General features: G+C 72.1%; 28 protein-coding genes. 8 read left to right on the top strand and 20 right to left on the bottom strand.

Features of this window, described 5'->3' with window-relative positions; all coding sequences use genetic code 11:
* Positions 1–4 precede the first annotated feature (4 nt).
* Both B4K29_RS06185 and B4K29_RS06180 read right to left on the bottom strand, forming a co-directional pair.
* Complete coding sequence (locus tag B4K29_RS06185; RefSeq protein ID WP_019286673.1) at positions 5–409, bottom strand: TOBE domain-containing protein; 405 nt, start codon at positions 407–409, stop codon at positions 5–7.
* Positions 410–478: 69 nt separating this feature from the next.
* Entirely contained in the window at positions 479–1,774 is a 1,296-nt protein-coding gene (locus tag B4K29_RS06180; protein ID WP_286966672.1) for a saccharopine dehydrogenase family protein, read from the bottom strand.
* Between the two features lie 192 nt (positions 1,775–1,966).
* Between B4K29_RS06180 and B4K29_RS06175 the strand changes: the two genes are divergently transcribed.
* From B4K29_RS06175 to B4K29_RS06165, 3 genes are all read left to right on the top strand, one after another.
* Positions 1,967–3,472 (top strand): long-chain-fatty-acid--CoA ligase, encoded by a 1,506-nt coding sequence (locus B4K29_RS06175; protein ID WP_286966670.1) that lies wholly within the window; start codon positions 1,967–1,969, stop codon positions 3,470–3,472.
* Positions 3,473–3,652: 180 nt separating this feature from the next.
* On the top strand, positions 3,653–3,961 hold the full coding sequence (locus B4K29_RS06170; protein WP_029212323.1) for a type II toxin-antitoxin system Phd/YefM family antitoxin: 309 nt from the start codon (positions 3,653–3,655) through the stop codon (positions 3,959–3,961).
* Positions 3,958–4,524 carry a type II toxin-antitoxin system RelE family toxin gene (locus B4K29_RS06165; RefSeq protein ID WP_239261861.1) on the top strand — a complete coding sequence of 189 codons (567 nt, stop codon included), beginning with the start codon at positions 3,958–3,960 and terminating at the stop codon, positions 4,522–4,524. The genes B4K29_RS06170 and B4K29_RS06165 overlap by 4 nt, the downstream gene beginning before the upstream one ends.
* 177 nt (positions 4,525–4,701) lie before the next feature.
* Here B4K29_RS06165 and B4K29_RS06160 read toward each other — a convergent pair whose 3' ends face one another.
* On the bottom strand, positions 4,702–5,430 hold the full coding sequence (locus B4K29_RS06160) for a sirohydrochlorin chelatase (protein ID WP_286966668.1): 729 nt from the start codon (positions 5,428–5,430) through the stop codon (positions 4,702–4,704).
* A 160-nt stretch (positions 5,431–5,590) separates the two neighbouring features.
* On the opposite strand from B4K29_RS06160, the gene B4K29_RS06155 reads away from it, so the two are divergent.
* A complete protein-coding gene (locus tag B4K29_RS06155; protein WP_286966666.1) occupies positions 5,591–7,024 on the top strand; it encodes a sodium:proton antiporter in 1,434 nt (477 codons plus the stop codon).
* A 193-nt stretch (positions 7,025–7,217) separates the two neighbouring features.
* Here the strand turns inward: B4K29_RS06155 and B4K29_RS06150 are convergent, their stop codons facing one another.
* Together B4K29_RS06150 and B4K29_RS06145 are read right to left on the bottom strand one after the other, a co-directional pair.
* Complete coding sequence (locus tag B4K29_RS06150; RefSeq protein WP_286966665.1) at positions 7,218–7,937, bottom strand: M15 family metallopeptidase; 720 nt, start codon at positions 7,935–7,937, stop codon at positions 7,218–7,220.
* Entirely contained in the window at positions 7,934–9,454 is a 1,521-nt protein-coding gene (locus B4K29_RS06145) for an APC family permease (RefSeq protein ID WP_286966664.1), read from the bottom strand. The genes B4K29_RS06150 and B4K29_RS06145 overlap by 4 nt, the downstream gene beginning before the upstream one ends.
* Positions 9,455–9,626: 172 nt before the next feature.
* Between B4K29_RS06145 and B4K29_RS06140 the strand changes: the two genes are divergently transcribed.
* Positions 9,627–10,295, top strand: coding sequence for a hypothetical protein (locus tag B4K29_RS06140; RefSeq protein ID WP_286966662.1), 669 nt, complete (start codon positions 9,627–9,629; stop codon positions 10,293–10,295).
* Between the two features lie 66 nt (positions 10,296–10,361).
* Here the strand turns inward: B4K29_RS06140 and B4K29_RS06135 are convergent, their stop codons facing one another.
* The 3 genes from B4K29_RS06135 to B4K29_RS06125 form a co-directional block, all read right to left on the bottom strand.
* The gene (locus tag B4K29_RS06135) at positions 10,362–11,489 is read right to left on the bottom strand and encodes a D-alanine--D-alanine ligase family protein (protein ID WP_286966660.1); all 1,128 of its coding nucleotides are present in this window, start codon (positions 11,487–11,489) and stop codon (positions 10,362–10,364) included.
* 132 nt (positions 11,490–11,621) lie between these two features.
* A complete protein-coding gene (locus B4K29_RS06130) occupies positions 11,622–13,154 on the bottom strand; it encodes a Mur ligase family protein (RefSeq protein WP_286966658.1) in 1,533 nt (510 codons plus the stop codon).
* Positions 13,151–13,924, bottom strand: a complete 774-nt coding sequence (locus B4K29_RS06125; protein WP_286966656.1) for an alpha/beta fold hydrolase — start codon at positions 13,922–13,924, stop codon at positions 13,151–13,153. Before B4K29_RS06125 ends, B4K29_RS06130 begins: the two co-directional genes overlap by 4 nt.
* A 101-nt stretch (positions 13,925–14,025) precedes the next feature.
* Between B4K29_RS06125 and B4K29_RS06120 the strand changes: the two genes are divergently transcribed.
* Complete coding sequence (locus B4K29_RS06120) at positions 14,026–14,838, top strand: hypothetical protein (RefSeq protein ID WP_286966655.1); 813 nt, start codon at positions 14,026–14,028, stop codon at positions 14,836–14,838.
* Positions 14,721–15,683, top strand: coding sequence for a GGDEF domain-containing protein (locus tag B4K29_RS06115; protein WP_286966718.1), 963 nt, complete (start codon positions 14,721–14,723; stop codon positions 15,681–15,683). Before B4K29_RS06120 ends, B4K29_RS06115 begins: the two co-directional genes overlap by 118 nt.
* On the opposite strand, the gene B4K29_RS06110 is transcribed toward B4K29_RS06115, so the two are convergent.
* The 8 genes from B4K29_RS06110 to B4K29_RS06075 all read right to left on the bottom strand — a co-directional run bounded on the left by B4K29_RS06110 (position 15,656) and on the right by B4K29_RS06075 (position 23,263).
* Positions 15,656–16,891: an acyl-CoA dehydrogenase family protein gene (locus B4K29_RS06110; protein ID WP_286966653.1), complete on the bottom strand. Its 1,236-nt coding sequence runs from the start codon at positions 16,889–16,891 to the stop codon at positions 15,656–15,658. The two genes, B4K29_RS06115 and B4K29_RS06110, sit on opposite strands and share 28 nt — an antisense overlap.
* Entirely contained in the window at positions 16,891–17,973 is a 1,083-nt protein-coding gene (locus tag B4K29_RS06105; protein ID WP_286966652.1) for a phosphotransferase family protein, read from the bottom strand. The genes B4K29_RS06110 and B4K29_RS06105 overlap by 1 nt, the downstream gene beginning before the upstream one ends.
* Positions 17,973–18,428 (bottom strand): MaoC family dehydratase, encoded by a 456-nt coding sequence (locus B4K29_RS06100; protein WP_286966650.1) that lies wholly within the window; start codon positions 18,426–18,428, stop codon positions 17,973–17,975. Before B4K29_RS06100 ends, B4K29_RS06105 begins: the two co-directional genes overlap by 1 nt.
* A 97-nt stretch (positions 18,429–18,525) precedes the next feature.
* A complete protein-coding gene (fabG, locus tag B4K29_RS06095; RefSeq protein WP_286960802.1) occupies positions 18,526–19,302 on the bottom strand; it encodes a 3-oxoacyl-ACP reductase FabG in 777 nt (258 codons plus the stop codon).
* Positions 19,303–19,387: 85 nt separating this feature from the next.
* Positions 19,388–20,371 carry an NADPH:quinone oxidoreductase family protein gene (locus B4K29_RS06090; RefSeq protein WP_286966647.1) on the bottom strand — a complete coding sequence of 328 codons (984 nt, stop codon included), beginning with the start codon at positions 20,369–20,371 and terminating at the stop codon, positions 19,388–19,390.
* On the bottom strand, positions 20,368–21,165 hold the full coding sequence (locus B4K29_RS06085) for an SDR family NAD(P)-dependent oxidoreductase (RefSeq protein WP_286966645.1): 798 nt from the start codon (positions 21,163–21,165) through the stop codon (positions 20,368–20,370). Before B4K29_RS06085 ends, B4K29_RS06090 begins: the two co-directional genes overlap by 4 nt.
* Positions 21,166–21,170: 5 nt before the next feature.
* Positions 21,171–21,935, bottom strand: a complete 765-nt coding sequence (locus tag B4K29_RS06080; RefSeq protein WP_029212306.1) for an SDR family oxidoreductase — start codon at positions 21,933–21,935, stop codon at positions 21,171–21,173.
* Positions 21,936–22,117: 182 nt separating this feature from the next.
* Entirely contained in the window at positions 22,118–23,263 is a 1,146-nt protein-coding gene (locus B4K29_RS06075) for an acyl-CoA dehydrogenase family protein (RefSeq protein WP_286966643.1), read from the bottom strand.
* Between the two features lie 122 nt (positions 23,264–23,385).
* Between B4K29_RS06075 and B4K29_RS06070 the strand changes: the two genes are divergently transcribed.
* On the top strand, positions 23,386–23,976 hold the full coding sequence (locus B4K29_RS06070; RefSeq protein ID WP_286966641.1) for a TetR/AcrR family transcriptional regulator: 591 nt from the start codon (positions 23,386–23,388) through the stop codon (positions 23,974–23,976).
* Between the two features lie 116 nt (positions 23,977–24,092).
* Here B4K29_RS06070 and B4K29_RS06065 read toward each other — a convergent pair whose 3' ends face one another.
* The 4 genes from B4K29_RS06065 to B4K29_RS06050 form a co-directional block, all read right to left on the bottom strand.
* The gene (locus tag B4K29_RS06065; RefSeq protein ID WP_286966640.1) at positions 24,093–24,512 is read right to left on the bottom strand and encodes a type II toxin-antitoxin system VapC family toxin; all 420 of its coding nucleotides are present in this window, start codon (positions 24,510–24,512) and stop codon (positions 24,093–24,095) included.
* Positions 24,509–24,745 carry a type II toxin-antitoxin system Phd/YefM family antitoxin gene (locus B4K29_RS06060; RefSeq protein ID WP_286966638.1) on the bottom strand — a complete coding sequence of 79 codons (237 nt, stop codon included), beginning with the start codon at positions 24,743–24,745 and terminating at the stop codon, positions 24,509–24,511. Before B4K29_RS06060 ends, B4K29_RS06065 begins: the two co-directional genes overlap by 4 nt.
* Positions 24,746–24,878: 133 nt before the next feature.
* Positions 24,879–26,177: an AI-2E family transporter gene (locus B4K29_RS06055; RefSeq protein WP_019286699.1), complete on the bottom strand. Its 1,299-nt coding sequence runs from the start codon at positions 26,175–26,177 to the stop codon at positions 24,879–24,881.
* Positions 26,178–26,415: 238 nt separating this feature from the next.
* Positions 26,416–26,988 (bottom strand): sugar O-acetyltransferase, encoded by a 573-nt coding sequence (locus B4K29_RS06050; RefSeq protein ID WP_239261816.1) that lies wholly within the window; start codon positions 26,986–26,988, stop codon positions 26,416–26,418.
* Positions 26,989–26,998: the final 10 nt, after the last annotated feature.

Raw genomic sequence — 26,998 nt, 5'->3', positions numbered from 1 at the left:
CCGGTCACGACTGCCCCGCCGGGGTCTCGACGATCACCGTGGTCGCCTTGACGACGGCCACGGCCACGCGCCCGGGCTCGAGCCCGAGCGTCTCCGCCGAGCGGCGGCTCATCAGGGAGACCATCGTGAACGGGCCGCACTGCAGGGACACCTCGGCCATGACGCCGTCCGCGACGACCTCCGTCACCAGCCCGACGAGGCGGTTGCGGGCCGAGGAGCCGACCCCGAGCACGTCGGGGAGCTCAGCCGCCTGCTCGCGGGCGAGGCGGGCGAGGTCCGGCCCGTCCACGACGAGGCGCCCTGACGCGTCCTTGCCGGCGCCGAGCTGGCCCTGGTCGACCCACCGCCGCACGGTGTCGTCGCTGACCCCGAGCAGCGCGGCGGCGTCCTTGATGCGGATGCGTTCCACGACGAGCCTCCCATCCTGACCGCAGATGCGGACAGGACCAAGCATAGCCGCCGCAGATGCGGCGCTCAGTCAGGCTCGGCGGGTCTCGATGGTGAAGCCCTGGTCGACCAGGCGCGCGGCATAGATCTCGCCCAGCCCGGTGGCCGGGGTGAGGACACCCGCGATCTCGGGCAGGCGCGGCCGGTCGAGGACCAGGGCCAGCGCGGCCTCGCCGATCATCACGGCGGTGCCGTCGTAGCCCGGGTCGAACGGCGCCGACACGGTGGTGACGTAGCGAGCGCCCGTCGTCGTGGTCGCGTGGACCTCCATGACGAACTCACCCGCGGCGCGGGACTTCTCGCTCGGACCCTCGCCCGGCGAGGGCAGCACCCGGTCCACGACCTGCCGCAGCCCGGGGGTGGAGAAGCCCGTGACCAGCGCCGGCATGACGGCGGCCATCGCGACCGCCTTGAGCGGCGCAGCGCCCTTGCGCCCGGTGTCCACGACCTCGCGGTAGCGCATCCCCCGGCCGTAGCTCCACCCCGCGAGCGCGTTGCTGCGTCGCACGATCTGACCGTTGTAGGCGCCCATGAAGAACGGCGCCGCCCAGGACCCGGTATCGGCGCTGCGCTCGAGCCACACCTGGCCGATGCGGCCGACCGGCTCCGGCTCGGCGTCGCGGTCGGGGCTCAGGGCATAGGGGTCGATCGCCACGCGGACCTTGGACCGGTCGCCCCGCACCGTGTCGACCTGCACCCGCATGGAGTCCAGGGTCCCGCCGCTGAAGCCGCCCCGCATGCGCCGGACGTGCAGCGTCGTCTCGAGCAGCGTGCCCTCGCCGTCCTCGTGCGCCTGGTCCGCGGTGAGCAGCACCCCGAGGTCGGACGGCACGGAGTCGAAGCCGCACGAGTGCACGACCCGCGCCCCCGAGTCCCGCGCCGCCTCGTCGAAGCGGTCGATCGAGTCGCGGACGAAGAGGGTCTCGCCGGTCAGGTCGACGTAGTCCGTGCCCAGCTCGGCGCAGACCCCGACCAGCGGCAGACCGTGCCGGGCGTAGGGGCCGACGGTGGTCAGGACGACGCGGGTGCGCAGCGCCATCGCGGCCAGGGACCCCACGTCGTCGGAGTCGGCCACGACGATCGGCCAGTCGGCTGCCCGCGGCGGCAACCCGGCCCGCACCGCCTCGAGCCGGTCGGCGGAGCGTCCGCCGAGGGCGATCCGCAGGTCGTCCGGCGCGTGCCGGGCGAGGTGGCCCGCGATCAGGCCTCCGACATACCCGGTCGCGCCGTAGACGACGACGTCCAGCTCACGATCCGTGCTCGACAGGCTCGACGGGCTCGACTGGCTCGCAGCGCTGGTTGCGGTCTCGAGGCTCGTGCTGCTCATGCGGGGCACCTCTCGGTCGACGACGACGGGCAGGTCAGGGCCTCGATCCCACCACGCCCGCCGACCCAGGGACAACCACCGCGCCCGGCCCTCGGACGGTCTATGGACGCCGGGAACCCCTTCGCCTACGCTCGGGTAGCCCTCGCCCCCGAGGGTGACCACCGCCCCGTGCAACGCCGCCAGGAGCATCCGATGGCCAACCTCGCCCAGATCCTCACCGACACCGCGTCCCGCCACGGGGACCGGATCGCCCTCCGGCAGGACGAGGAGGAGCTCACCTACGCCGAGCTCGACCAGCGCGTCGCCCTCGCCGCGGGGTGGCTTCGCTCTCAGGGTGTCGGACCCGGTGACCCGGTCGTGCTGAGCCTGCCCAACATCACGGCGTTCGTGGTCGCCTACTACGGCATCCTGCGCGCTGGCGGGGTCGTCGTGCCGATGAACCCGCTCTTCAAGCCCCGCGAGGTGGCCTACTACCTGCAGGACTCGGGGGCGCGTCTGATCATCGCCGCCACCCCCGACGCCGCGGAGGGGGCCGAGGAGGCCGGCGCGACCTTCGTGCCCGTCACCGACCTGCCCGGCCTGCTCGCGGCGGCCGAGCCCGTCGCCGAGGCGGTCGAGCGGGACGACGAGGACACCGCGGTCATCCTCTACACCTCCGGCACCACCGGACGCCCCAAGGGTGCCGAGCTGCGGCACCGCAACCTGCGCAGCAACGCCGAGGTCTGCGGCCGCACCCTCCTGCGTCTCACCCCCGAGGACACGGTCGTGGGGTGCCTGCCGCTGTTCCACGTCTTTGGCATGACCTGCGCCATGAACACCGCGATCCTGGCCGGCGCGACCCTCAGCCTGATCCCGCGGTTCGCGCCCGACAAGGCGCTCGAGGTCATCCAGCGCGACCGGGCCACGATCTTTGAGGGGGTACCGACGATGTATGCCGCCATGCTGCAGGCCGCGCGCGCAATCACGGCCGCCGGTGGCGAGATCCCCGACCTGTCCTCGCTGCGCACCTGCATCTCCGGGGGCGCGTCCCTGCCCGTCGAGGTGCTGCGGGCGTTCGAGGAGACCTTCGACGCGATGATCCTCGAGGGCTACGGACTGTCCGAGACGTCACCCGTCGCGTCCTTCAACCACCCGAAGCGGGTGCGCAAGCCGGGCTCGATCGGCACCCCGATCGAGGGCGTCGAGATGGACCTGCGCACCCCCGAGGGCGAGCCGGTGCCCGAGGGCGAGATCGGCGAGATCGTCATCAAGGGCGCCAACATCATGCGCGGCTACTGGGGCCGGCCCGACGCCACGGCCGAGGCCATCCAGGACGGCTGGTTCCGCTCCGGGGACCTTGGGCGGCGGGACAGCGACGGCTACTACTACATCGTCGACCGCGCCAAGGACATGATCATCCGTGGCGGCTACAACGTGTATCCGCGCGAGGTCGAGGAGGTGCTCTACGAGCACCCGGCCGTCCTCGAGGCCGCCGTCGTCGGCCAGCCGCACGAGCACTACGGCGAGGAGGTCACCGCGTTCGTCGCCCTGCGGCCCGAGTCCGGCCTGGCCGGCGACGACGCCACGGCCGAGGAGCTGCGCGAGTTCTGCAAGGCCCGCCTCGCGGCCTACAAGTACCCCCGCCACATCAGCTTCGTCGACGCCCTGCCCAAGGGCGCGACCGGCAAGATCCTCAAGCGAGAGCTCCCCACCTCCTGACGGCGCGTCCGCCGCGGGCCCGTCGGGCGCTCATGTCGGGCGCTCATGTCGGGCGCTCATGTCGGGCGGGGTGAGGCCGAGGGGACGCAGATGTCGCGTCGCGCGGCGTGTCGCACGCATCTGCGTCCCCTCGACGTCCAGGCGTGGTCACGACTGCCCAGAATTCTGTACAGTCGAGACATGGCCGTCCTCACGATCACCGAAGCCGCCTCGGCCGGCATCTCCACGCTCGTCCGCCGCGCCGAGGCCGGCGAGGGAGTGACGCTGTCGCGTCACGGCCGCGTGGTGGCCGAGGTGGTGCCCGAGCACGAGATCGAGGCCCTGCGCCGGGATCGCGAGACGCTGCGGGAGGCGGCTCTCGTCATGGCGCGGCTCGCGACGGACTCCGGCGCCCGCACCGATCTCGACGAGGCGATCGAGCAGTTCGGCCTGACCCGAGCCGAGCTCGAGGCTGAGCTCGCGCTCGACATCACCGCGCGCCAGGCATGACCGACGGCCCGGGCCGCCGGTGCGTCGTCCGTCTGACCGACGATGCGGTGGACGACCTGCGCCGGCTGCACAAGAAGGATCCCCGCATCGTCCGGGCGGCCTTCACCAAGATGCTCCTGCTCGAGCGCTCCCCCGACGCCGGCGAGCCGCTGCTCGGTCCCCTCGTCGGGTTCCGCAAGCTCGTGGTCGGCGACCGGGACTGGCGCATCATCTGGCGAGTCACCCGCGACGCCGACGGGACCACGGTCCTGGAGGTCTCCGAGGTGTGGGCCGTGGGGGCTCGCGCGGACAGCGAGGTCTACGCCGAGCTGCGCGAACGCCTCGAGCGCATGGGAGACGCCCCCGAGCTGCGCCCCCTGGCAGCGGTGGTGGCGTCGATGGGGCGCCTCTACGAATCCACCCCCGTCACACCGGAGCCCGCTCCCGCGCCGGACCTGCCCCCATGGCTCCAGACAGCGTTGCGCGCCGAGCTGCACCTGACGGACCAGGAGATCGCGGGCCTGTCTCCCCTCGAGGCCCAGCGCCTGCTGACGCAGCACTGGTCGCGCCCGCCCACCTCCTGACGGTGCGTCCGCGCGGGCCCGTCGGGCGCTCATGTCGGGCGGGGTGAGGCCGAGGGGACGCAGATGTCCCATCGCGCGGCGTGTCGCACGCATCTGCGTCCCCTCGACGCCCGACGCCCGACGCCCGAGGCGCGCGGTGCGCGAGGTCGGCGGAGACACGACTCGACCAGTGCCCGCTCAGGCGGACGCGGCCATCGACGTCCAGGTGTGGTTGCGGTTGCGGCCGAGCGTATGCCGGTACGCCGCCGCCAGCCGGCCCGCCACCTCGTGCGTCGGCCCGATCGGGTCGAGGACGGGCACGGGCAGGTGCCGCACGGTCTGGCGCAGCCGCACGGTGAACGACCCGGTGACCAGCTCCCACGGCACCACCGCGACGTGACCCCGCGTGCGGGACCGGTGGTGGCGGACCTGCTCCTCCAGACGGTCCGCGCGGCAGGGGATGACGCGGGCCGGGGTCTGCGCCTGGATCGTCATACCGGCCCAGGCGAGCGAGACCTCCACCTCCGACTCCCAGCCGAACGGCGCGACCACCAGGCAGACGTCCTCCGGCGAGTCGAGGCCCTGGTCGAGCAGGCGGCGCCCGAGCGCCGTGGCGATCGTCCCGTCCGTCCCCAGGGCGTTCGCGACGATTACGCCGCTGCGGGACCGGGCGAGCTCGACCTGGATCTCCTGCAGGAGCTGGCGCTGGGGGGTGAGCGAGAGGGGCACGACCACGGTGGGGGCGCCGGAGGCCGCGTCGAGGTGGCCGGCCAGCGCGTGCGGGGTGGAGAGGCGCAGGTCGACGCCGCGGAGCTGCTCGCCGGCGCGGGAGATCAGCACGAGCAGCGGGGCGCGCTCCATCGGGGCGATGCGGGCGACGCCGATCACGGTGGGGCGGCAGGTCGCGGGCGTGGCGAGGTCGGTCACGTCCGGGACGCTAAGCGCGTGAGATCACGGCTCGGTGTTGTTGATGTTTCAGGCGCTTTACGCCTGCGGATGGTTATGCGTCAGGCTGGATGGAGTCACTGCGCGCGCACCGGCATCGCCTCCCTAGACTGGCGGCTCGCGGACCAGGAGGTGCGGTCACATGCAGGTGGCGTGGTGGGGGCTCATCCCCTTCGTGACGATGCTGCTGTCCATCGCGGTGCTGCCCCTGCACCCCGTGACGGCGCACCACTGGGAGCGACCCGAGGTGCAGGTGGCGGTGGCGCTCGCGCTGGGGCTGCCGACGGCCCTGTGGGTGATCCTCGCCGGCGAGCACGCGCTCGTCTGGCACGCCCTGCTGGAGTACGCCCAGTTCATCACCCTGCTGCTGTCGCTGTTCGTCGTCGCGGGCGGGCTCTTCCTCGCCGGTGACATCCGGGCGACACCCCGCAACAACACCGCGTTCCTGGCCGTCGGCGGGGTCCTGGCGAGCTTCATCGGCACCACCGGCGCCGCGATGCTCCTGATCCGCCCGCTGCTCAACACCAACTCCGAGCGTCGCCACAAGGTCCACACGATGGTCTTCGCGATCTTCGTCGTCGCCAACTGCGGCGGCCTGCTCACCCCGCTCGGCGACCCGCCGCTGTTCCTCGGGATGCTGCGCGGCGTCCCCTTCACCTGGACCTTCTCGCTCGCCCCCGAGTGGCTCTTCGTCAACGTGCTGCTGCTCGTCACCTACTACGGCGTCGAGCGGCGGGCCTACCGCGACGAGCGGGCGGCCGACCTCGAGGCGGACGAGGCCCAGCAGACCCCCCTCGGCCTGCACGGCCGGGCCAACATCGTCTGGCTGGCCGTGATCGTCGCCGCCGTGGCCTTCCTGCCGTCGGTCGACGCCCACGCCATCGAGTCCGGGCACACCGGCGTCCTGCAGCTGGTCCCCTGGCGCGAGCTGGTGATGCTCGGGGCGGCGGGCGCGTCATACCGGCTGGGAGACAAGCGGACCCGCTTCGAGGACAACGGGTTCACCTGGGCGCCGATCGTCGAGGTCGCGGCGCTGTTCATCGGCATCTTCCTCACGATGATCCCGGCGCTGCGCTTCCTGCGGCAGATCGCGCCGTCGCTGCCGCTCGGCGAGGTCACCTTCTTCCTCTTCAGCGGTGGCCTGTCCGCGGTCCTCGACAACGCCCCGACCTACGCGACCTTCTTCGAGATGGCCTCGCAGCTGCCCGGCGAGCCGCGCGTCGCCAACGTGCCCGAGCTCTACCTCACCGCCATCTCGCTCGGGTCCGTGCTGTGCGGCGCGATCACCTACATCGGCAACGGCCCCAACTTCATGGTCAAGTCCGTCGCCGAGAACGCCGGGGTCACCATGCCCAGCTTTGGCGGGTATGTCGTCCGCGCCCTGCGATGGCTGGTCCCCGTGCTGGCCGCGATGGTGCTGGTCTTCATCGCCGACCCGCTGTGGTGCCACCTGCTCGGCTGGGCCCTCGCCGCGGCGATCGCGACGCGCGGCCTGCTGTCCCTGCGCCTGCCCCTCACCCCCGCGGCGGACGACAGCACGGCGTCAGCCGGGGCTGAGCGTCCTGGTCGTCGCTGACGGCGCGATCGACCGCGCCCTACGTGACAAAGGTGCTGCCCCGCCGCACCTTGGTCGCACCCAGCGCCCCCATGCGTGACCAAGCTGCTGTCCCGACGCACCTTGGACGCACCGGGCACCGCCATGTGTGGCAAAGGTGCTGCCCCGACGCACCTTGGACCGTGCGCGTCAGCGCACGGATCGGTCGACGCCGTTAGTGGACCTCCACCGGCGCGTAGATCGTGCGACCCATGCGGTGCTGTGCGGCCCAGCGCTGCTCGCCGTAGGACCAGTGCCACCACTCCAGCGGGTAGGGCGCCAGGCCCGCGCCGGTGAGCACGTGCCCGAGCAGGCGCCGCAGGTCACGCGCCACGCGATGACGGGGCTCGGCGTCGTCGCCCACCGACTCCAGCGCCAGCAGGTGCGCCGCGTCGTCGAAGCTGTCGAAGTCGGTGCCCAGCGCCAGCGCCACCCCCTCGTGCGCGAGCGTCAGGTCGACCGCCCCACCCGTGGTGTGCGGCGCCATCCGCGTGCGGGACGCCGGGTCGGAGACGTAGCCGTCGAGCGCCTCACCGGTCTGCTCGCGGTAGTAGGCCAGCAGGTCGCCCTGGAACCGAGGCGTCCGCCACCCGTCGAGCACCACGAGCGAGTACCCCTGCGGCAGGGCTTCCTGCGCCTGCAGGAGCCGCTCGACCACACCGCGGCGCAGCCGCATCTCGGGCGGCGCGGTCGGCAGGTCGAGCTCGCGATAGCAGTGTCGGCGACCCAGCCCGGGCGGCAGTGCCACGAGCTCCTCGCCGCACTCCCCCGCCACCACCGCGTCGACGGCCTCCTCGGGCGCGGCCGGCACCAGGGGCGGCAACGACGGCAGGGACGAGAGCGCCTGCAGCAGAGCGGGGTCCGGCTCGACGAGCCATCGGGCCGGGGCGGTCATCGTCGCGGCTCCCGCGACTCCCGCGACTCCCTCGATGCCTTCGACTCCCGCGACTCCCGCGATGCCCTCGATGCCCTCGATGCCCTCGATGCCCTCGATGCCTCGGAGTCGCCCTCGACCAGGGTGTCGGCATACTCCCCGAGCAGCGCGCCCAGCGCCTCCTCCCGGGGCAGGGGGCGGCTCACGGCATACAGGATCACGCCGAGGACGAGCCAGACCCCGAGGATGAGGTACTCCGCGGGCCAGACCAGGGACACGTTGGTGCCCGGCCACAGGGCCATGACGATCACCACGGCAGCACCGAGGGCGCCGACCGCGGGGATCCACGAGGTCTGCAGGCGCCGGCGCGCCGCGAGGTGCGGATAGCGGCGCGGGAGCGCGTATTTCGCGAGGACCACCATGATCCACACGGCGCCGAGATAGATGCCGCCGGTGTCGAGGAACCACACGACGGCCGCCTTGCCGAGCCAGCCGAGCGCCAAAGTCACCACGACGGTGAAGACCAACGCGTTGCGCGGGGTGCCGCGGCGCTCGTCCAGCCGCGCCAGCCCGGCGGGCAGCAGCCCGGCTCGCGCCATCGCCACCACGATGCGGGACGTCGCGATGAACAGCCCGAGGAAGCTCGTCAGCAGACCGAGGATCGCGATCGCGAACGCGCCCCACCCGAGCAGCGGGAAGCCGGCGGCCTTGAACGCGTCGATCGTGCCGAGCTTCATGCCCGCGACGTCCTCCCACGGCACGACCCACGCGCTCGAGAGCAGGACGAGGCAGTAGAAGCTGCCCGCGAGGAGGACGGTCCAGATCACGGCGCGGGCGATCTTGCGCGGCGGCAGGTTCGCGTCCTCCGCGAGCACCGCGACGAGGCCGAAGCCCGCCATGTAGGTCATGCCCGGCACCACGAACCGCAGCGTGTCGCTGAGGGCGTCGTGGTCCGCGGCATACGGCGGCCAGAAGTTGCTCGGCGAGCCGGACGCGAGACCCACGACGACGAGGGCCAGCCCGATGAGGATCATCGCGGCGAACAGCACCACCTGGACCTGCGCGCCGATCTCCACGCCCCACCAGTTGAGCGCGAACAGCAGCAGCGTGAGCGCCACGCCCGCGATCAGGACGGGCGCGGTCACGGCCTCGCCGTTGATCGAGTAGAGGGGATGCTCCTCCATCACGGGCAGGAACTTGCCGAGCAGCAGCCCGAACGCCGTGACGTAGAACGCCAGGCTGGAGACATAGGCGCCGATCAGCATCCAGCCCGTGACCAAGCTCGCCCGCCGCCCGAGGATGGTGAACGAGTAGACGACCTCCCCACCCGCGCGCGGGAACAGCGTGGTCAGCTCCGCGTAGGCCAGCGCCACGCACGCCGCCAGCAGCGTCCCGATGGCGAGGCCGAAGATCATGCCGCCCGCGCCGTACTGCTCGAAGAACGCCGAGTTGGTGTAGATCCAGCTCGACCCGATGACCCCCGCCACCCCCAGCGCGATCAGCGGGAGGAACCCGAGGGTCTTCTTGAGCTCGGCCATGAGGGTGCCTCACCTTCGTCGGGGACAGGTGCCGTATGGCGAGAAGCCGCCACCTCCGTCATACTCCATCGTGGCTGCCGTGGCCACCCCCATCTGCCGGGTCCTGGACACGGGCGCCGGTGGTCCCCCTAGGCTCGACGGGTCACAGCAGATCGATCGAGGGGGAAGTCTCGTGCGTCGCACGCTCGTCATCACCACCATCGCCGCCACCGCGCTGGGTCTCAGCGCGTGCGGGGGCGCACCCAAGGACCTGTCCCAGGACATGGCCAAGTCGTCCATGCTGGAGGCGGGGGACCTGCCCGACGGCGGCTGGGAGGCCGGCTCCGTGGACGAGACCAAGCCCAAGCAGGACGACAAGTCGGCCGAGCAGATCTTCAAGAATGCCAAGGACGTCCCGCAGGCCTGCAAGGACGCGATGAACGCCATGAGCACGATGTCGGCCGACAACCCGTCGTCCTACGCCAAGCGCAGCTTCGCCAAGGGCAGCGGCACGGACAAGACCCAGGTCGAGGTGGTCGTGGAGACGCTCGGCAAGGCCAAGGACGTGCCGGCGCAGCTGACCAAGGTGGCGGACTCCTGCAAGACGATCAAGATGGGGACCGGGGCCGTGTCGATCGACCTCAAGATGAGCTCGCCGAAGCTCGAGACCAAGGACGCCAAGGGCCTTCAGATGTCGGCCGAGGCGATGGGGCAGAAGATGGCGGTCTCGATGGGCGCCGTCAACCGCGGCAACAACCTCGTGGTCGTGCAGACCCAGGGCACGGACGTCGACAAGGCCAACAAGCTCGTCGACAGCGTCCTCGGCAAGCAGGCCGACAAGGTCGAGAAGGCCGCCGGCTGATCCGGGCGGCCGTATGCCGAAGCCCCTCACCGCGACGAGCAGCGGTGGGGGGCTTCGGCATACGGCTCAGCGCTGGGGGCCGAGCCCGGTCAGCTTGCCGGAGATGCCGCCGGCCGCGCGCAGCGCCGCGCCCTCCTCGAAGGAGGCGGTCGGCACACGCCGGTTGGCGGTCTTGGCCTCCTCGACCATGGCAAGCAGGAGCCTGCCTGGGTCCTCGTCGGGCCACAAGTAGAGCGCCATCGCGCCGGGGATCGAGTTGACCTCGTTGACGTAGATGTCGGTGCCGTCGGTGAGGAAGTCGAGGCGGTTGATGCCGGTCAGGCCGGTGAGCTGCTGGACCTGGCGGGCGAGCTCGCGGGCCTGCGCCTCGAGCGCCGGGTCGATCTGCGCGGGTAGCTCACGCGGCGCGGAGGTCATGCCGTCGGCCCCGCCGCCCATGTACTTGCCGGCGTAGTCGTAGATCGCGCCGCCCTCCTTGCGCAGGGGCTTCTCGATCAGGGAGGTCTTGAACTGCGGGGCGGTGGTGAAGGAGATGTTGAGGTCCCACAGGTCCTCGCGGTAGGGCTCGACGACCGCGCCGGCGCGCATGTGCAGGCTGGACTTGAGCAGGGCGAGGGCCGTGTCGTAGTCCTCGACGACCTCGATGCCGATCGACGAGCCACCGAAGCGCGGCTTGACGATGTAGGGCCCCTCGAAGCTGGGCCGGAAGTCCGGGGAGACGATCTCGCGGCGCAGCGCCGGGACGCCCGCATCGGCCATCAGCGCGCCGAAGGCCAGCTTGTCCATGCCGAGCGCCGCCGCGGCCGGGGACGAGCCGGTCGCCGGGACCCCGAGCAGCTCGAACAGTGCCTGCGTGCCGCCGGACTCGCCCGCGCCGCCGTGCAGGGCGAGCAGCAACGAGCCGAGGTCGAGGGTCTTGGTGCCACGGAAGCCGGCCTTCATCTGGAAGCCGTCGTCGGCGCCGACGCCGATCTTGAGCTCGACCCTCTGCGCCTTGGCCGGGGCGCCGTCGAGGTAGTCCCGCGCCTCGGTCTGCGGCGGCACGGCGTGCCAGCGACCACCGCGGTCCCAGTAGAGGCACTGGACCTGGGCGCCCGCGCGCTGCAGGACGCGCTCGCACTGCAGGCCGGTGAGGATCGAGATGTCGTGCTCGGCAGACGGCCCGCCGAAGACGACGGTCACGGTCTGGGACATGGTCGTGAGACCTTTCTGCAGACGGCAGGGTGGCTACAGGCGATCGTATGCCGCCCGCCCGCCGCACGGCGGGGTGAGCGTCTCGCGGCGCGCCGCCGCCACGTCGTGCGCTCGCAGCCCAGGCGGGCCGGGTCAGGGGTAGTTGTCGGGCAGGTCGTTCTCGAAGAGGACGACGTCGCCCGCGCGGGTCTCGGGCATGATCGCGGCGGCCGCCTCCTCGCGCGAGGCGTAGGTGCGGACCTCACCCGGCTGACCCTCGGCGCCGGCGAGCAGCGCTTTCTTGTTGGTGAGCTGCGTGATGGCCAGCACCTGGTGGGGCGCGGCCGTCGCGTCGGCGCCGAACGTCCGGTTGCGCTCGGCCTGCTCGTCGCCGAGCTCCACCATGCCGGGGGTGATGGTGTAGATCCGGCCGCCCTCGCCCACGGCCGCCCGAGCCGAGCGCAGCGCAGACGCCGCGCCGTCGGGGTTGGAGTTGTAGGTGTCGTCGATGACGGCCACGCCGCGGTCGTCGCGCTGCAGCTCGGCGCGGTGGGCGGCGCCGGGCAGGTCCACCATGAGCGGCGCAAGGGTGGCGGGGTCGACGTCGAGCGCGCGGGCGATGCCTACGGCGACGGCCAGGTTGATCGGGTGACCGGCGGCGGGCGCGTCGACCGTCGTGACCTGCGCACCGTCGACGGTGACCTCCCAGCGACCCTCGTCGACCGGAGCCACGACCACGTCGGCCCGCGCACCGGGCGTCGTCGAGCAGCGCACGACCCGCTTGACACCGTCGAGGCGGTCCGCAAGCTCAGCCAGCTCGGGCACGTCGACGTTGAGGACCGAGATCGCGGCGTCCTCGGTGATCTCGGACTTGGCGCGCACGATGGTCTCGCGGTTCTTCATCCGCTCGAGGTGGGCCTCGCCGATCGTCGTGATGGCGGCGATCGTCGGGGGAAAGACGCGGCACAGCTCGCGGATCTCGCCGGGGCCGTAGGTGCCCATCTCGGCGACGAAGACCTCGGTGCCGGGCACGAGCCGGTCGTTGACGGTGCGGGACAGGCCCATGAGGTTGTTGAACGACGCGGGTGAGGCCACGGCGGCGTGCGAGCGCGACAGCAGCTGGTTGACGTAGAGCTTGGTCGACGTCTTGCCGTAGGACCCGGTGATCGCGACGACGGTCGGGCGCAGCCGGCGCAGCTTGTCCTGGGCCTCGACGACCCACCGCTGGGCCAGCTTCTTCTCCACCGGGCGCATGATCGCCATCGCGAGGTCGACGGTGGGCACGGCGAGCAGGGCGACCACGGCGGCGGCATACGGCCCGCCGAGCAGACCGGCGGCGGCCGCGAGGACGAGCTGCAGCCCGACGGTCACGGCGGTGAGCCGCTTCATCCGGTCGGTCCAGCCGAACTTCGCGGAGCGGCCACGCACCGGCAGGCCGAGCGGCCACGCGGCGATCGCGGCCAGCCCGAGCAGCGTGGCCGGGTGGGCCCAGAGGCCACCGGCGATGCAGAGCGCGGCGGCGGCGAGCAGCAGCTGGTTGGCCGGCTTGACCCTGCTCCACAGCCCGGCCATCGCGGTGGCGCGGCCCGGCTCGTAGTGCTCGCGCTGCGCGACCCGCAGCCAGCGCGAGTCCTCGGCGGCGAGCGCGGCCGCGACGGCGGCCCAGGTGATGACGTCGAGGATCACGGCTGAGTCTCCTTCGGGGTGTCGAGCAGACGGTCCAGGGCGGTGCGCAGGTGCGCGCCCAGCTGGTCGTCCAGCAGGTGCGCCGAGCCCGCGACGACGTCCAGGTGGGCGGTGGGGCCGATCAGCTCGGCGGCGGAGCGGGCCATCGCGACCGTGGCGGCCGTGTCACCCTCGCCCCACACCATCTCGACCGGTATGCCGGCCGCGCGCACCGCCTCGAGCTCGCGCGTGTAGTCCTCGTTGACCGCCTTGACCAGGACGGTCCGCATGACGCCCTGCGCGGCCTTGTAGTCGGCGGAGCCGTACTTCTTGCGGTACTTGTCAACCACGGACTCGGGGACGATCCCGCGGGCGTGCAGGGCCTTGGCGATGCGCAGGTCGAGGGGGCCGCCCTTGCGCGCCGGGGCGCCGGACGCGTCGGGGCGCAGCAGCGGGACGCCGGTGAGCACCAGACCGCGGACGGCGTCGGGCCGCAGCCGGGCGAGGTGCACCGCCACGCGTCCGCCGAACGAGTGCCCCATCAGCACGAGCGGCGAGGCGGGGTCCAGGAGAGGCAGCAGGCTCTCGGCATACTGCTCGGTCGACCACTCGCCCTCGGGGGGAGGCGTCGCGCCGAACCCGGCGAGGTCGACCGCGACGGCGTCGTAACCACCGAGCACCGGGGCCCAGTCGTGGCGCGTGCGGGCCCAGCCGTGCATCGCGAGGACGCGGGGACTGCCGGAGCCGTGCTTCTCGGCCATGACCTGGCCGTCGAGGAGGGTTGTCAGCACCGCGACAGTCTATGGGCCTGGCCCCTGGCCTCCGGGAAGGCACGACCAGCGCTTTCGTCACGCCCGGTTACCGCGGGGTATCCCTGCGTACCATGGGCCGCATGAGCGGAGACGCCACGAGGGCCAGGACCGACGCGTGCGGCGTCGCCGGCCGTGTGGCGGGGAGCGAGGACGGCGACCCGGCACTGGAGCGGGCCTGGGACCTGCGCCAGGACCACCCCACGGAGTTCGCGCGGGCGGTGGGGGCGCTCCCACGCTCCCCGGCCGCCACCCTGCTGCGCGGCCTGCTGGCGCAGGCGCGCCTCGCCTGGGACGACGCCCTGTGCCTGTCCATGGAGGCCGAGCGCGACATCCCCGACGGCACCCGGTGGCATGCCCGCGCCCTGGAGATCATCGGCAACATCCTGGTGGTGCTGCAGCAGGACGACGCGGCGGTCTCCTACCTCGCCGCGGCGTCCGACGGCTACGACCGCGTCGGCTGCCAGATCGGGCGCTCCTCCTCCCTGCAGACCCGCGCCCTCCTGGGCTTCCGCACCGACCGCGAGGCGCTCCCCATGCTGCTCGAGGCCCTGGAGCTGGCCGAGACCGCCGGCGACGACGGCCTCACCGGCACCATCCTGCTCAACATCGTCGAGGCCGGGGAACGTCTCGGCATGCCCGAGGCCGCCCGTCAGGCCTACCTCGACCGGGCGTTGCGGCTGCTGCGCGGCAGCTGGCGCGACGGCTACGTCAGGGCGCGGTGCTTCCGGGCCGACAGCCTGCTCGCGCGGGGGGACACCGAGGGGCCGCCCGCATGCTGCGCGACATCCCCGACCCCAGCACCATCGCCACCCTCGAGGCCCGCTGCGCGACTGCCTGCACCCTGGCCGAGCTGGCGCTGCGCCAGGGCAACCCCGAGCGGGGCGTCCAGCTGACGCGGGCCTGCCTCGTCGAGCAGCTGCCGGCCTGCGACGAGCAGATGGTCCGCCGCACCCTGTCCCGGTGCCTCGAGGCCGTCGGGGACCTGCGCGGCGCGCTCACCGAGGCCCGGCTCTCCGCGGACCTGCACGCCCGCCAGCTCGGGGAGAATGCCTCCGCGAAGGCCCGCGCCCTCGACGTCTGGCACCGCACCGCTCAGCTGCGCCGCGACCGGCAGCGGCAGGCGGCGCGCGCCGACCGCCTCGAGCAGGCGCTCGCCGAGCTCCGCGCGGCCCACGAGCGCATCCGCGGGCTCAGCATCCGCGACACCCTGACCGGGCTGCACAACCGGCAGCACCTGCTCGGGGTGGCCGATGGCGCGCTCGCGGACGCCGGGCCGCAGCGGCCGGGGCAGGTCGCGATGATCGACGTCGACGGGTTCAAGAAGGTCAACGACACCCACGGCCACCCCGCGGGCGACTCGGTGCTGCGCGCCTTCGGGCAGCTCCTGCGGTCGCACCTGCCGGCGGACGACCTCGTGGCGAGGTACGGCGGCGAGGAGTTCGTCGTCATACGGCTACCGCGCTCGGAGCAGGCCGACCCCCGTGCGGACGCGACCGGCCTGGTGCGCGACCTGGACGACTTCCGTGCGGTGGCGGCCTGCACGCAGTGGCGCGACCACCGGGGTGAGCCGCTCGCCCCCGTGACGGTGAGCGTCGGCGTCGCGCTCATCACGTCGCCGTCCCTGGAGCCGGCCCTGCTCCACGCCGACCAGACGATGTATGCCGCCAAGCGCGCCGGCGGGGACCGCGTCTGGACGGCAGACGGCTGCCCTCAGCCGGCGGTGTCACCCCGCCGCTGACCCGCGTGACGGCGCAGCTCCGCCTTGGCCAGGGCGTTCTTGTGCACCTCGTCCGGCCCGTCGGCCCAGCGCAGGGTCCGGATCCCCGCGAACATCCGGGCGAGCGGGGTGTCGGAGCTGATGCCGCCACCGCCGTGCACCTGCATCGCCTTGTCGAGGATCCACTCCACGGTGCGGGGGGTGGCGATCTTGATGGCCTGGATCTCGGTGTGGGCGCCCTTGTTGCCGACGGTGTCCATGAGCCAGGCGGTCTTGAGGGTGAGCAGGCGCAGCTGCTCGATCCGCACCCGGGACTCGGCGATCCAGTCGCGGATCACGCCCTGCTCGGCCAACGGCCGACCGAAGGCCACGCGCTCCGACGCCCGCTCGCACATGAGCTCCACCGCCCGCTCCGCGAGGCCGATCGAGCGCATGCAGTGGTGGATGCGGCCCGGTCCGAGGCGGGCCTGGGCGATCGCGAAGCCCATGCCCTCGCTCCCGATCACGTTGCTCGCCGGCACGCGCACCCCGTCGAAGACCAGCTCGCCGTGCCCGCCGTGGTCGTGGTCGTCGTAGCCGAAGACGGTGAGCCCGCGCTGCACGGTCAGGCCGGGGGCGTCGCGCGGCACCAGCACCATCGACTGCTGGCGGTGCCGCTCGGCGCCCGGGTCGGTCTTGCCCATGACGATGAAGATCTGGCAGTCGGGATTCATCGCCCCGGTCGTCCACCACTTGCGGCCGTCGATGACGATCTCGTCGCCCTCGCGGCGCATCGTCATCTCGATGTTGGTGGCGTCCGAGGAGGCGACGGCGGGCTCGGTCATCGCGAAGCCCGACCGGATCTCGCCCGCGAGCAGCGGCCTCAACCACCGCTCCTGCTGCTCCGGCGAGCCGAACTGCGCCAGCACCTCCATATTGCCGGTGTCGGGGGCCGCGCAGTTCATGGCCGGCGGCGCCAGCTCGATCGCGTGACCGCTGAGCTCGGCGAGGTGGGCGTACTGCAGGTTGGTCAGGCCCGCGCCGTGCTCACCGGGGAGGAAGAGGTTCCACAGGCCGCGCGACCGCGCCTCCGCCTGCAGCCGCTGGAGCGTCGGGGAGGCGGTCCAGTGCCAGCCCAGCTCGCCGCACTCGCGGGCGAAGTCGGCCTGGGCCGGGTGGATCTCCTCGTCGAGGAAAGCCCGCGTCCGGTCGATCCAGTCCTGCGTGGCGGCGTCGATCGTGAAGTCCATCAGCTCTCCTCCTTGAGGGCGCGCAGCCCGCCCGCAACGAGCGGCTCGACGTAGCCGCCGATCTCGGCGAAGCCCGCGCCCACGGTCTGTCCCTGGGTGTGGCGGTAGTAGATGCCCTCGAGGATCACGGCGAGCTTGTAATAGGCGAGGGCGACGTAGAACCCGAGGTCGCGCACGTCGCGTCCGCTGCGCTCGGCGTAGCGGGCCAGCAGCTCGGGCAGCGGCAGGTAGCCGGGTGCCTCGGAGACGTCGGTGATCATGGCGCCACCCGCCCCGAGCCGCGCCAGCTGCTGATAGACGGCGAGCAGCCCCACGTCGGTGAGCGGGTCGCCGAGCGTCGCCATCTCCCAGTCCAGCACCGCCCGCACCTCGTCCCTCCCGTCGACCTCGGCGCCGACGGGGGCGACGGGGCCGATGAGCAGGTTGTCGAGGCGGAAGTCGCCGTGCACGATCGCCGGCGGCTGGTCGGCGGGCACGCCACGCGTCAGCGCGGCATACAGCTCGTCGGCCCCGGCCAGGTCGCGGGAGCGCGACCCCTCCAGCTGGGTGCCCCACCGCTTGACCTGCCGGGCGAGGAATCCCTCCGGGCGCCCGAAGTCCTCGAGCCCCACGGCCCGCGGGTCGACGGCGTGCAGGTCCACGAGCGTGTCGACCATGCGCTCGCTGATCGCGCGGGTCCGCTCCGGACCCAGCGCGACCAGCTCGGAGGCCTGCCGGTATGGCGTCCCGGCGACGTGCTCCATGACGTAGAAGGGGGCGCCGATCACTGCCTCGTCCTCGCAGCACGCGTGGGTCACCGGCACGGGCACCGCGGTGTCGTGCAGGGCCGTGATAACCCGGTGCTCGCGCGCCATGTCGTGGGCCGTCGCGAGGACGTGCCCGAGCGGGGGCCGCCGCACGACGACGGTGGCCCCCGAGGCGTCGGAGACGGCATACGTCAGGTTGGACTTGCCACCCGCCAGCACCCGGGCCGACAGCTCACCCTCGAGCAGGCCCGGGGTCTCGCGGTCGAGGTAGCCGCGCAGGGCGCCCAGGTCCAGGCCGGGCACCTCGGCCCGGGCGGCCGCCGCTGCGTCGTCCATCAGGGCACCAGGAGGTAGACGACCTCGGCCACGCACGCGGGCTTGTCGGCGCCCTCGATCTCGACCGTCATCGCGAGGACCATCTGCAGGCCCGCCTTGGTCTGCGACGTCTCCTGCAGCTGGATGCCGACCCGGACGCGAGACCCCACCCGCACCGGGGTGAGGAAGCGAATCTTGTTGGCGCCGTAGTTCATCCCCATCGTGATGCCCTGCACCTCGTAGACCTCGGGCAGCAGCCCGGGGATCAGCGACAGGGTCAGGTAGCCGTGCGCGATCGTCCCGCCGAACGGCGTCTCGCGGGCCGCCCGCTCCGGGTCCACGTGGATCCACTGGTGGTCGCCCGTCGCCTCCGCGAACAGGTCGACCTGCTGCTGGGTCACCTCGTGCCAGTCGCTGTAGCCGAGGTGCTCGCCCGTCGCGGCGACGACCTCGTCGATCCCGTTGAACGTCCTCATGTCAGTCCTCTCCCGTTGCTCGTTCCTCGTCGGTCAGACCCGTCGAGTGGTCAGTTCCCGTCGAGTGGTCAGTTCCCGATCAGGCTGCGCCTGTCGGTCAGTCCTTCGGCCCGCCGGCCACGTAGATCACCTGGCCGCTCACGAACCCCGACTCCTCGGCGCACAGCCAGGACGCCGTGGCGGCGATGTCCTCGGGCTGGCCCGCACGGCCCACCGGGATCTGCTTCGCGGCACCCTCGAGGAACTCCTCGAAGGTGATGCCCATGCGCGCGGCCGTCGCCTTGGTCATGTCGGTGGCGATGAAGCCGGGGGCGATGGCGTTGGCGGTCACGCCGAACTTGCCGAGCTCGAGGGCCAGGGTCTTGGTGAAGCCCTGCATGCCCGCCTTGGCCGCGGCGTAGTTTGCCTGGCCGCGGTTGCCGAGCGCTGAGGTGGAGGACAGGTTGACGATGCGGCCGTACTTCGCCTCGGTCATGTAGCGCTGCGCCGCGCGCGTCATCAGGAACGAGCCGCGCAGGTGCACGCCCATGACGGAGTCCCAGTCGTCGACGCTCATCTTGAAGAGCATGTTGTCGCGGATGATGCCCGCGTTGTTGACCAGCACGGTCGGGGCGCCGAGCTCGGCGGCGACGCGCTCCACGGCGGCGGTGACGGCGGCCTCGTCGGACACGTCGACGCCCACGGCGAGCGCGCGGCCACCGGCGCCGGTGATCTCGTCGACCACGCCCTGGCAGGCGGCCTCGTCGAGGTCGAGGACGGCGACGGCCATGCCGTCGGAGGCGAGCCGGCGGGCGACCGCGGCACCGATGCCGCGGGCGGCACCGGTCACGATGGCGGTGCGCTGGGTGCTGGTCTGGTCGGGCTGAGCGGTCATGGGGACTCCTCGTCGAGTGGTCGTATGTCGGGCCGTGCGGGTGCGGCGCTCGCGGGGCCGGGGGCCACCGTGCTCACCGCCAGTCTCAGGGGGTCAGGACGACCCGTCCAGTGGTGTCGCCCGCGCCAAGGCGGGACAGGGCGTCGGGCAGGTCTTCCAGGGGGACGCGCTCGCTGACCAGCGGGGCGATGGCCCCGGCGGCGAGCAGGCGGGCGAGCTCCTGGTGGCAGGCGAGCAGCGAGCGGGGGTCCTTGGTGGCATAGAGCCCCCAGTGCAGCCCGAGGATCGCGTAGTTCTTGACCAGCGCGTGGTTGAGCGTCGGCGCGGGGATGTCGCCGGAGGCGAACCCGACCACGACGATGCGGCCCTCGAAGGCGATGCACTTGGTGGACTGCTGGTAGGCCGCACCGCCCACCGGGTCGTAGACGACGTCCGCGCCGTGCCCCTCGGTGATCTCCTTGACGCGGGCCACGACGTCCTCGGAGCGCCGGTCGACGACGGCGTCGCAGCCGAGGCGGCGCGCCACCTCGGCCTTGTCGGGCCCACCCACGACGCCGATGACCCGGGCACCGGCGGCCTTGCCCAGCTGCACGGCGGCGCTGCCGACCCCACCCGCGGCGGCGTGGACGAGCAACCACTCGCCCTCCTGCAGGTGGGCGCGGCGGTGCAGGCCGAACCACCCGGTCTGGTAGGCGATGGTCAGCGCCGCGGCCGCCTCGTCCGAGATGCCGTCGGGCACGGGCATGGTGGCGGTCGCGTCGAGCAGGGCCTCCTCGGCGAACCCGCCGTGCGGGACGGCGGCCATGCCGGCGACGCGCTGCCCCGGCCGGACGTGCTGCACGCCCGCGCCGACGGCGATGACGTCGCCGCAGATCTCGACGCCGGGCACGAACGGCAGCGGCGGCTTGACCTGGTAGAGGCCCTTGATCATGAGCACGTCGGGGAAGTTCGCGGCGGTCGCCCGCACGCGCACGTGCACCTGCCCGGGGCCGGGCTCGGGTGAGGGACGTTCGCTCAGCTCGAGCACCTCGGTGGGCTCGCCCAGGGTGGCGACGGTCCAGGCCTTCATGCGTTCTCCTCGGTGGATCGGGGCGGGGCGTCATACCGGCGCTGCAGGCGCTGCATCCCGCGCACCCACGCGTCGGTGTCGGTGGCCCGGGCGACGGCATACTCCCGGACCTGGGGGTGGGGCAGGACCTGGTGCCGGCCCTGCTCGATCGCCTCGAGGAGCGCAGCGGCGACCTCGGCGGGGGTCAGCAGACCGTCCGCGGCGAGCAGCCCCTGCACCTCGCCCGCGTTGCGATAGATGGCGGTGTCCACGCCCTGGGGGCACAGGCAGTGCACGTCGATCCCGCGGTGGCCGTAGGTCGCCGCCAGCCACTCGGCGAAGGCCACCGCCCCGTGCTTGGTGACGGAGTAGGGCGCCGCGCCGATCATCGTGAGCAGCCCCGCCGCCGAGGCGGTGACGACGAACCGGCCGCCCCGGCCCTCCAGCCAGGCCGGCACGAGCAGCCGGGCGGCACGCACGTGCGCCATGACGTGGACCTCGTGGGCGCGCTGCCAGGTCTCGTCGGGCGTCTCCAGACCGCGGCCGCCCTGGATGCCGGCGTTGCCGACCCAGACGTCGATGCGGCCGAGGTGGGCGGTCGAGAGCTCGATCAGCGCCGCGATGCCGTCGTTGGTCGAGACGTCGGCGGGCACGGCATACGCGCCGAGCTCCGTCGCGGTCGCCAGCAGCCGCTCGGCGTCGAGGTCGTTGACGACCACGCGTGCCCCGGCTGCGAGGCAGGCCTCGGCGATGGCGCGGCCGATGCCCCCGGCCGCTCCGGTCACCACGACTCCCTTGTCGCGCAACGCCTCCATCGCGGTCAGCCGCCGATCGCCGAGCCGTCGATGAGCGTGGCGCCGCCGTCGAGGACCATCGTGTGCCCGGTCGTCCACGCGGCGTCGTCGGACAGCAGGTAGGCCACGGCCCCCGCGACGTCCTCGGGCTCGCCGAGCCGCTTGAGGGCGTAGCCGCGCGACGCCTTCTCCTCGCGCCCCTCGTAGAGCGCGACGGCGAACCTGGTCTTGACCACGGCGGGCGCGACCGCGTTGACCCTGATGGCGGGCCCGAGCTCGACGGCGAGCTCCTCGGTCAGGTGCAGCAGCGCGGCCTTGCTCGCGCCGTAGAACGCGATCCCCGGCGCCGCCCGCAGGCCCGCGACCGAGCCGACGTTGACGACGGAGCCGCCGTGCTCGCGCATCCGCACGGCATAGGCCTTCTGCACCCAGGAGAGCGCCGCCACGACGTTGGTGTCGAGGATCTTGCGCGCGACGTCGAGGTCGATCTCCATCAGCGGCCCGTAGGCCGGGTTGATCCCCGTGTTGTTGACCAGCAGGTCCAGGCCCCCGAACCGCTCGACGGCCGTCCGGATCGCCTCGTCCTGGTGGGCGGGGTCACCGGCGTTGCCCGCGACCGCGATGCAGTGCTCCTCACCGCCCATGGTCTCCACCGCGGCGGCGAGCGCCTCGGGCTTGCGGGCCGTGATCACGACCTTGGCGCCCTCGGCGACGAGCCGCCGCGCGATGGCCAGCCCGATCCCCCGGGACGCCCCCGTGACGATCCCGACCTTGCCGTCGAACCTGTTCACTACCTGACTCCTTCGTCGTCTGCTGCGTAGTAGAGAGGGTGGGTGCTGAGGGTGGAGCCGGGGTGCGGGTGGGCGGACAGGCGGGTCTGGCGGGAGCCGCGAGGGACGAGCGGCGAGTGGAAGGCCGCCCGCCCGCACCCCGGCGACGCCAGGACGTCATACAGGCTGGTGCAGAGCCAGGCTCAGAGGCCCAGGTCCCGCCCGATGAGCTCCTTCATGATCTCGTTGCTCCCCGCCCAGATCTTGTGGACGCGGGCGTCGCGCCAGGCGCGGGCGACGCGATACTCGTTCATGTAGCCGTAGCCTCCGTGGAGCTGGACGCACTCGTCGAGGACGGCGCACTGCACCTCGCTCGCCCACCACTTGGCCTTGGCCGCGTCCACGGCCGTGAGGGTGCCCTCGGAGTGCGCGATCACGCACTGGTCGATGAAGGCCTGGGTGACCTCGCACTTGGTGACCATCTCGGCGATCTTGAACTTGTTGTGCTGGAAGGTGCCGATGGGCTGGCCGAAGGCCTTGCGGTCCTTGGTGTACTGGATCGTCTCGGCGAGGATCTGGCGGGCGTTGGCGAGGTTGCCGACGGCGGCACCGAGGCGCTCCTGCGGCAGGTGCTTCATCATCTCGATGAAGCCCATCCCCTCGGGCCCGAGGAGGTGGTCGTTGCTGACGCGGACGTTCTCGAAGAACAGCTCGGAGGTGTCGGACTCCTCCTGGCCGACCTTGTCGAGCTTGTTGCCCTTGGTGAAGCCCTCCATGCCGGCCTCGAGGACGAACAACGAGATGCCCTTGGCACCCTTGGTGGGGTCGGTGCGGACGGCGACGACGGCGAGGTCGCACTGGTGGCCGTTGGTGATGAAGGTCTTGGAGCCGTTGATGACCCAGTCGTCGCCGTCGCGGACGGCGGTGGACTTCAGCGCTGCCAGGTCGGAGCCGCCGGAGGGCTCGGTCATCCCGATGGCCATGATCTTCTTGCCGGCGGCGACGTCGGGCAGCCACCGCTGCTTCTGCTCCTCGGTGCCGAGGTGCACGAGATAGGGGGCGGTGATGTCGGCGTGGATGCCGAAGCACGAGCCAGCGGCGTTGGTGAACCTGCCGATCTCCTCGGCGAAGACGGCGTTGAAGCGGTAGTCGTCGATGCCGGCGCCGCCATACTCCTCCGGGATGCTGAGGCCGAAGAAGCCCTGGGACCCGGCCTCCTCCCAGATGTCTCGGGCGATGACGTGGTCCCGGATCATCTCCTCCGCCCGGGGCGCGAGGGTCCGGTCCACGAACTCCTTGACGGACTGTCGGAAGGCTTCGTGGTCCTCGTCGTAGATGGTGCGCTGCATCGCGTCTCCTCGGCTGGCGGATCATGTGGGACGGGCTGACTAAGCGCTTGCTTAGTTCATGGTCTCGCTAGAGAATCACCCATGACCCAGGCCCGGGTCAAGAGGTGAGAGGGGTGATCCGTATGCCGCCCGGCCCGACCCGTGACGCGCGCCACCGCATCAAGGCCGCGGCGCTGCGGTCCTTCGCCGCCAAGGGCTTCCACGCGACGACGACCCGCGACATCGCTGCGGCCGCCGGGATGAGCCCGGCGGCCGTCTATGTCCACCACGCCAGCAAGGAGTCGCTGCTGCACGCCCTCTCGCTGGAGGGGCACGCCGAGGTGCTGGGGCTGGCGCGGGAGGCCGTCGCGACAGGCGAGACCCCCACCGAGCAGCTGCGGGCGCTCGTGCACGCCTGGGTCCTGACGCACGCCGAGCGGCACACGGTCTCGCGGATCGTCAACTACGAGCTGGACGCGCTGACGCCGGAGCACCTGGCCGAGGTCGGGGACCTCCGCCGCCAGATCACCGACGTCTTCCGGTCGGTGGTGGAGGCCGGGGTGGCGTCCGGGGAGTTCGAGACCGACCAGCCCCGGATGACGGTGACCGCCCTCATCTCGCTGGGCGTTGACGTGGCCCGCTGGTGGAGCGACGACGGGTCGTGGACGGCGCAGGCCGTGGCCGACCACTTCACGACGCTCGCGCTCCGCCTCGTCCGCCCCGGCCACGCCTAGCCTGACCACGCCTGGCCTGACCACGCCTGGCCCCGGCCCTCCACCGGGTCGACCCTCGGAGCGCATCCCCCTGGCCCGTGAGTGGGCGCACGTGGCGCAGGCGCTGACTCGCTGGTTCAGGTGGCCGCACCCCACGGGTCGAGGACCTCCACGCCGGTGGGGGCGAAGTCGCTCACGTTGCGGGTGACGACCACCAGCCCGTGCACGAGCGCGGTGGCCGCGATCAACGCATCCCGCTCGGGCCGAGGATCTGGGACGTGCAGAGCCGCCGCACGCCGGGCGACCGTCAGGTCCGCGGGAAGCAGGCGGTCGGCATACTGCACGAGGACCCGCTCCTCGAGCCAAGACCGCAGGACTGCCCCCTGACGCTCTTCGCGTCGTTCGACCAAGATGATGCCGGCCTCGATCTCGCGGATGGTGACCACGCTCAGGTAGGCGTCGCGCCTGGCCAGCTGGGCGGCCCAGGTCACGACGCCGGCGTCGGCAGAAGGCGTGCGGAGCTCGCAGACGACGTTGGTGTCGAGCAGGAAGCTCACAGCGCTGGGACCTCACCCAGGGTCCGGCTGATCACCGGCTCGACGTCCACCTCGACGTCCATGCGCAGCGAGTCGAGGACGCTACCGGCCCCGGACAACCGCTCGTACTCGTCGATGCTGAGGACGACAAGGGTCGGGTTGCCCCGGTCGGTCACGAAGACCGGACCCTCCTTGGCCATCGCCTTGACCTTGGACGGCGAATGGTTGAACGTTCGCGCGTTCACGATAGTCATGAAACCACCTCCACGAGGAGGGTACTACGTATCTACAAAGTGGCGCGTGGTCCATCGGCTCGGACAGATCGACCGGCCTGCGGATCATCAGCCTGCTGAACGAGGCCCGGCTGATGCCTCTGCCGGGGGCGGGTCAGGCGACGGCGTCGTCGTCCTCGTTCTCCGGATCGACCGTGTCCTTGACCATCCCCGACTCGGCGGTCGCCGGGTTCGCCGCGATGAAGGCATTGGCCCAGCGCGCCTGCGGGTCCGAGTCGATCAGCACGGCCTTGATCAGCAGCGTCATCGGGAGGGCCAGGATCGCGCCCATCGGCCCGAGCACGGACGCCCAGAACAGCAGCGACAGGAAAGACAGCGTGGGGGTCACGCCGACGGCGTCGCCGGCGAACTTCGGCTGGATGATCGACTGCACGACGAAGTTGAGCCCGCAATAGGCCACGACCACCCACAGCGCCGTCATGGGGCCCTTGGCCAGCAGCGCCATCAGCGCCGGCGGGATCAGGCCGATGACGAAGCCGATGTTGGGGATGTAGTTGGTGAGGAAGCTCAGCACGGCCCACACCGCGGCCAGCGGGACGCCGAGCACGAGCAGCGCGGCCCAGTCGAGCGCCGCCACGATCAGGCCGAAGACCGTCGACACGATCCAGTAGCGACGCACGCCGCCGCCGAACGCGTCGAGCGCCTCGACGATGCGGGGGTGGTGCCGGCGCCCGAGGTCCATGCGCTTGCCCCAGCCCGTCGCGTCCATCATCAGGAAGAACAGGACGGTGAGGATGACGGCCAGCAGGCCGGTGAAGCTCTGCAGACCGGTCAGCACGGTCGTGACATAGCCCATGATGCTCTGCGGGTTGATGCCCTTGAGCTGGTCGAGCAGCGTGGACTCGCTGAGGCCGAACCTGCTCAGCTGGTCCAGCGACTGGGTGTAGAGCTGCTCGAACTTGCTGTTGTACTGCGGGATCTCGGCCACGAGCGAGGCGATCGACCAGCCCAGCGCGGAGAAGAACGCGATGATGACCGCGAACACGACCAGCCCCGCCAGGATCGAGCCGATCCACTCGGGCACGCCCTTGCGCGTCAGCCACCCCTTGAGCGGGTAGGCCGCGATCATCAGGTTGATCGCGAAGAAGACCGGCGCGATGAGGTCCTTGTTGGCCGTCATGCCCTGGATGCCGATCCAGGCGGCGGCCAGGCCGAGGAGGATCACCAGCATCCGAGGTATGCCGCCGGGGCGGGTCCACTCCTGCGCGCGCTGGTCGGCGATCTGGGCGCCGCGCCGCAGGCTTCCCTCGTGCGCGTCGTCGCGGGCCTGGCGCTTGGTGACCTTGCTGGCTCCGGCGCCCTCGCCCGCGTCGGTGGTGGCGGTGTGGGCGGTGGTGGCGGGGTCGGCCGTCGTCCCGGGCGTGCCGGGGTCGTCCGTCGGTCGTGCGTCCATCGTCGTGCCGTGGCCTCTCGTCGGGATCAAGGTCGTCAGCAGGGCCGTCCGTGGTCGGGCAGCCCTGGTTCGTCACCTAGCGTGCACCATCGAGGCCGTATGCCGGCGCCGCGCCGCCGAACGGATGCCACACCGTCACCCGGCGCGTGCTCCGCCATTCGTCTCGCCCCGAAGTGACCCGTCGGGGCATCTTGGGTGCGCAACCGCGATCTTTGAACGTTCCACGTGACCCGTCGGGTCAGAGCTCGCGGACGACGCGGGCCGGGTTGCCCACGACGACGACGCCGAGGGGCACGTCCTTGGTGACCACCGCGCCCGCGCCGACGATCGAGTCGCGACCCACCGTGACCCCGGCGAGGACGATCGCGCCGCCCCCGATCCAGACGTTGTCCTCGATCGTGATGGGGCGCGCGCCCTCCCAGCCCTCGCGGCGGGGACCCGGCTCGACGGGGTGGGTCGGCGTCAGGAGCTGGACGTTGGGTCCCATCTGCACCTGGGCGCCGATCCGGATCTCCGCGACGTCCAGGGCCATCAGTCCGTAGTTGGCGAACGTCCCCTCGCCGACGTGCAGGTTGTCCCCGTAGTCGACGTAGACGGGGGCGCGCAGGTGGGCGGTCTCGGCATACGACCCGAGGAGCTCCTCGAGCAGGCGGCGGCGCTCGTCGGCGTCCTCGCACGCGTTGGCGCGCCGCATGGTGGCCTGGGCCCGCTCCATGGCGGCGCCGAGCTCCTCGTCCACGCGATAGGGGTCGCCGGCGTCGCGGCGCTCGCGCATCGAGCGGCTGTCGGTGGTGTCGGGGATGTCCGTCATGCCTTCGACC

Source organism: Arsenicicoccus sp. UBA6765 (assembly GCF_002453335.1).
In the GTDB taxonomy this organism is placed as follows: Bacteria; Actinomycetota; Actinomycetes; order Actinomycetales; family Dermatophilaceae; genus Arsenicicoccus; species Arsenicicoccus bolidensis.
The sequence above is the reverse complement of the archived record's forward strand: the minus strand, read 5'-3'. Positions and strand labels throughout refer to the sequence as shown.

Coding starts and splice junctions, on each gene's coding strand:
- B4K29_RS06180 (WP_286966672.1), bottom strand. CDS start 1,774: ATGAGCAGCACGAGCCTCGAGACCGCAACCAGCGCTGCGAGCCAGTCG.
- B4K29_RS06175 (WP_286966670.1), top strand. CDS start 1,967: ATGGCCAACCTCGCCCAGATCCTCACCGACACCGCGTCCCGCCACGGG.
- B4K29_RS06170 (WP_029212323.1), top strand. CDS start 3,653: ATGGCCGTCCTCACGATCACCGAAGCCGCCTCGGCCGGCATCTCCACG.
- B4K29_RS06165 (WP_239261861.1), top strand. CDS start 3,958: ATGACCGACGGCCCGGGCCGCCGGTGCGTCGTCCGTCTGACCGACGAT.
- B4K29_RS06155 (WP_286966666.1), top strand. CDS start 5,591: ATGCAGGTGGCGTGGTGGGGGCTCATCCCCTTCGTGACGATGCTGCTG.
- B4K29_RS06150 (WP_286966665.1), bottom strand. CDS start 7,937: ATGACCGCCCCGGCCCGATGGCTCGTCGAGCCGGACCCCGCTCTGCTG.
- B4K29_RS06145 (WP_286966664.1), bottom strand. CDS start 9,454: ATGGCCGAGCTCAAGAAGACCCTCGGGTTCCTCCCGCTGATCGCGCTG.
- B4K29_RS06135 (WP_286966660.1), bottom strand. CDS start 11,489: ATGTCCCAGACCGTGACCGTCGTCTTCGGCGGGCCGTCTGCCGAGCAC.
- B4K29_RS06120 (WP_286966655.1), top strand. CDS start 14,026: ATGAGCGGAGACGCCACGAGGGCCAGGACCGACGCGTGCGGCGTCGCC.
- B4K29_RS06110 (WP_286966653.1), bottom strand. CDS start 16,891: ATGGACTTCACGATCGACGCCGCCACGCAGGACTGGATCGACCGGACG.
- B4K29_RS06105 (WP_286966652.1), bottom strand. CDS start 17,973: ATGGACGACGCAGCGGCGGCCGCCCGGGCCGAGGTGCCCGGCCTGGAC.
- B4K29_RS06100 (WP_286966650.1), bottom strand. CDS start 18,428: ATGAGGACGTTCAACGGGATCGACGAGGTCGTCGCCGCGACGGGCGAG.
- fabG (WP_286960802.1), bottom strand. CDS start 19,302: ATGACCGCTCAGCCCGACCAGACCAGCACCCAGCGCACCGCCATCGTG.
- B4K29_RS06090 (WP_286966647.1), bottom strand. CDS start 20,371: ATGAAGGCCTGGACCGTCGCCACCCTGGGCGAGCCCACCGAGGTGCTC.
- B4K29_RS06085 (WP_286966645.1), bottom strand. CDS start 21,165: ATGGAGGCGTTGCGCGACAAGGGAGTCGTGGTGACCGGAGCGGCCGGG.
- B4K29_RS06075 (WP_286966643.1), bottom strand. CDS start 23,263: ATGCAGCGCACCATCTACGACGAGGACCACGAAGCCTTCCGACAGTCC.
- B4K29_RS06070 (WP_286966641.1), top strand. CDS start 23,386: ATGCCGCCCGGCCCGACCCGTGACGCGCGCCACCGCATCAAGGCCGCG.
- B4K29_RS06060 (WP_286966638.1), bottom strand. CDS start 24,745: ATGACTATCGTGAACGCGCGAACGTTCAACCATTCGCCGTCCAAGGTC.
- B4K29_RS06055 (WP_019286699.1), bottom strand. CDS start 26,177: ATGGACGCACGACCGACGGACGACCCCGGCACGCCCGGGACGACGGCC.
- B4K29_RS06050 (WP_239261816.1), bottom strand. CDS start 26,988: ATGACGGACATCCCCGACACCACCGACAGCCGCTCGATGCGCGAGCGC.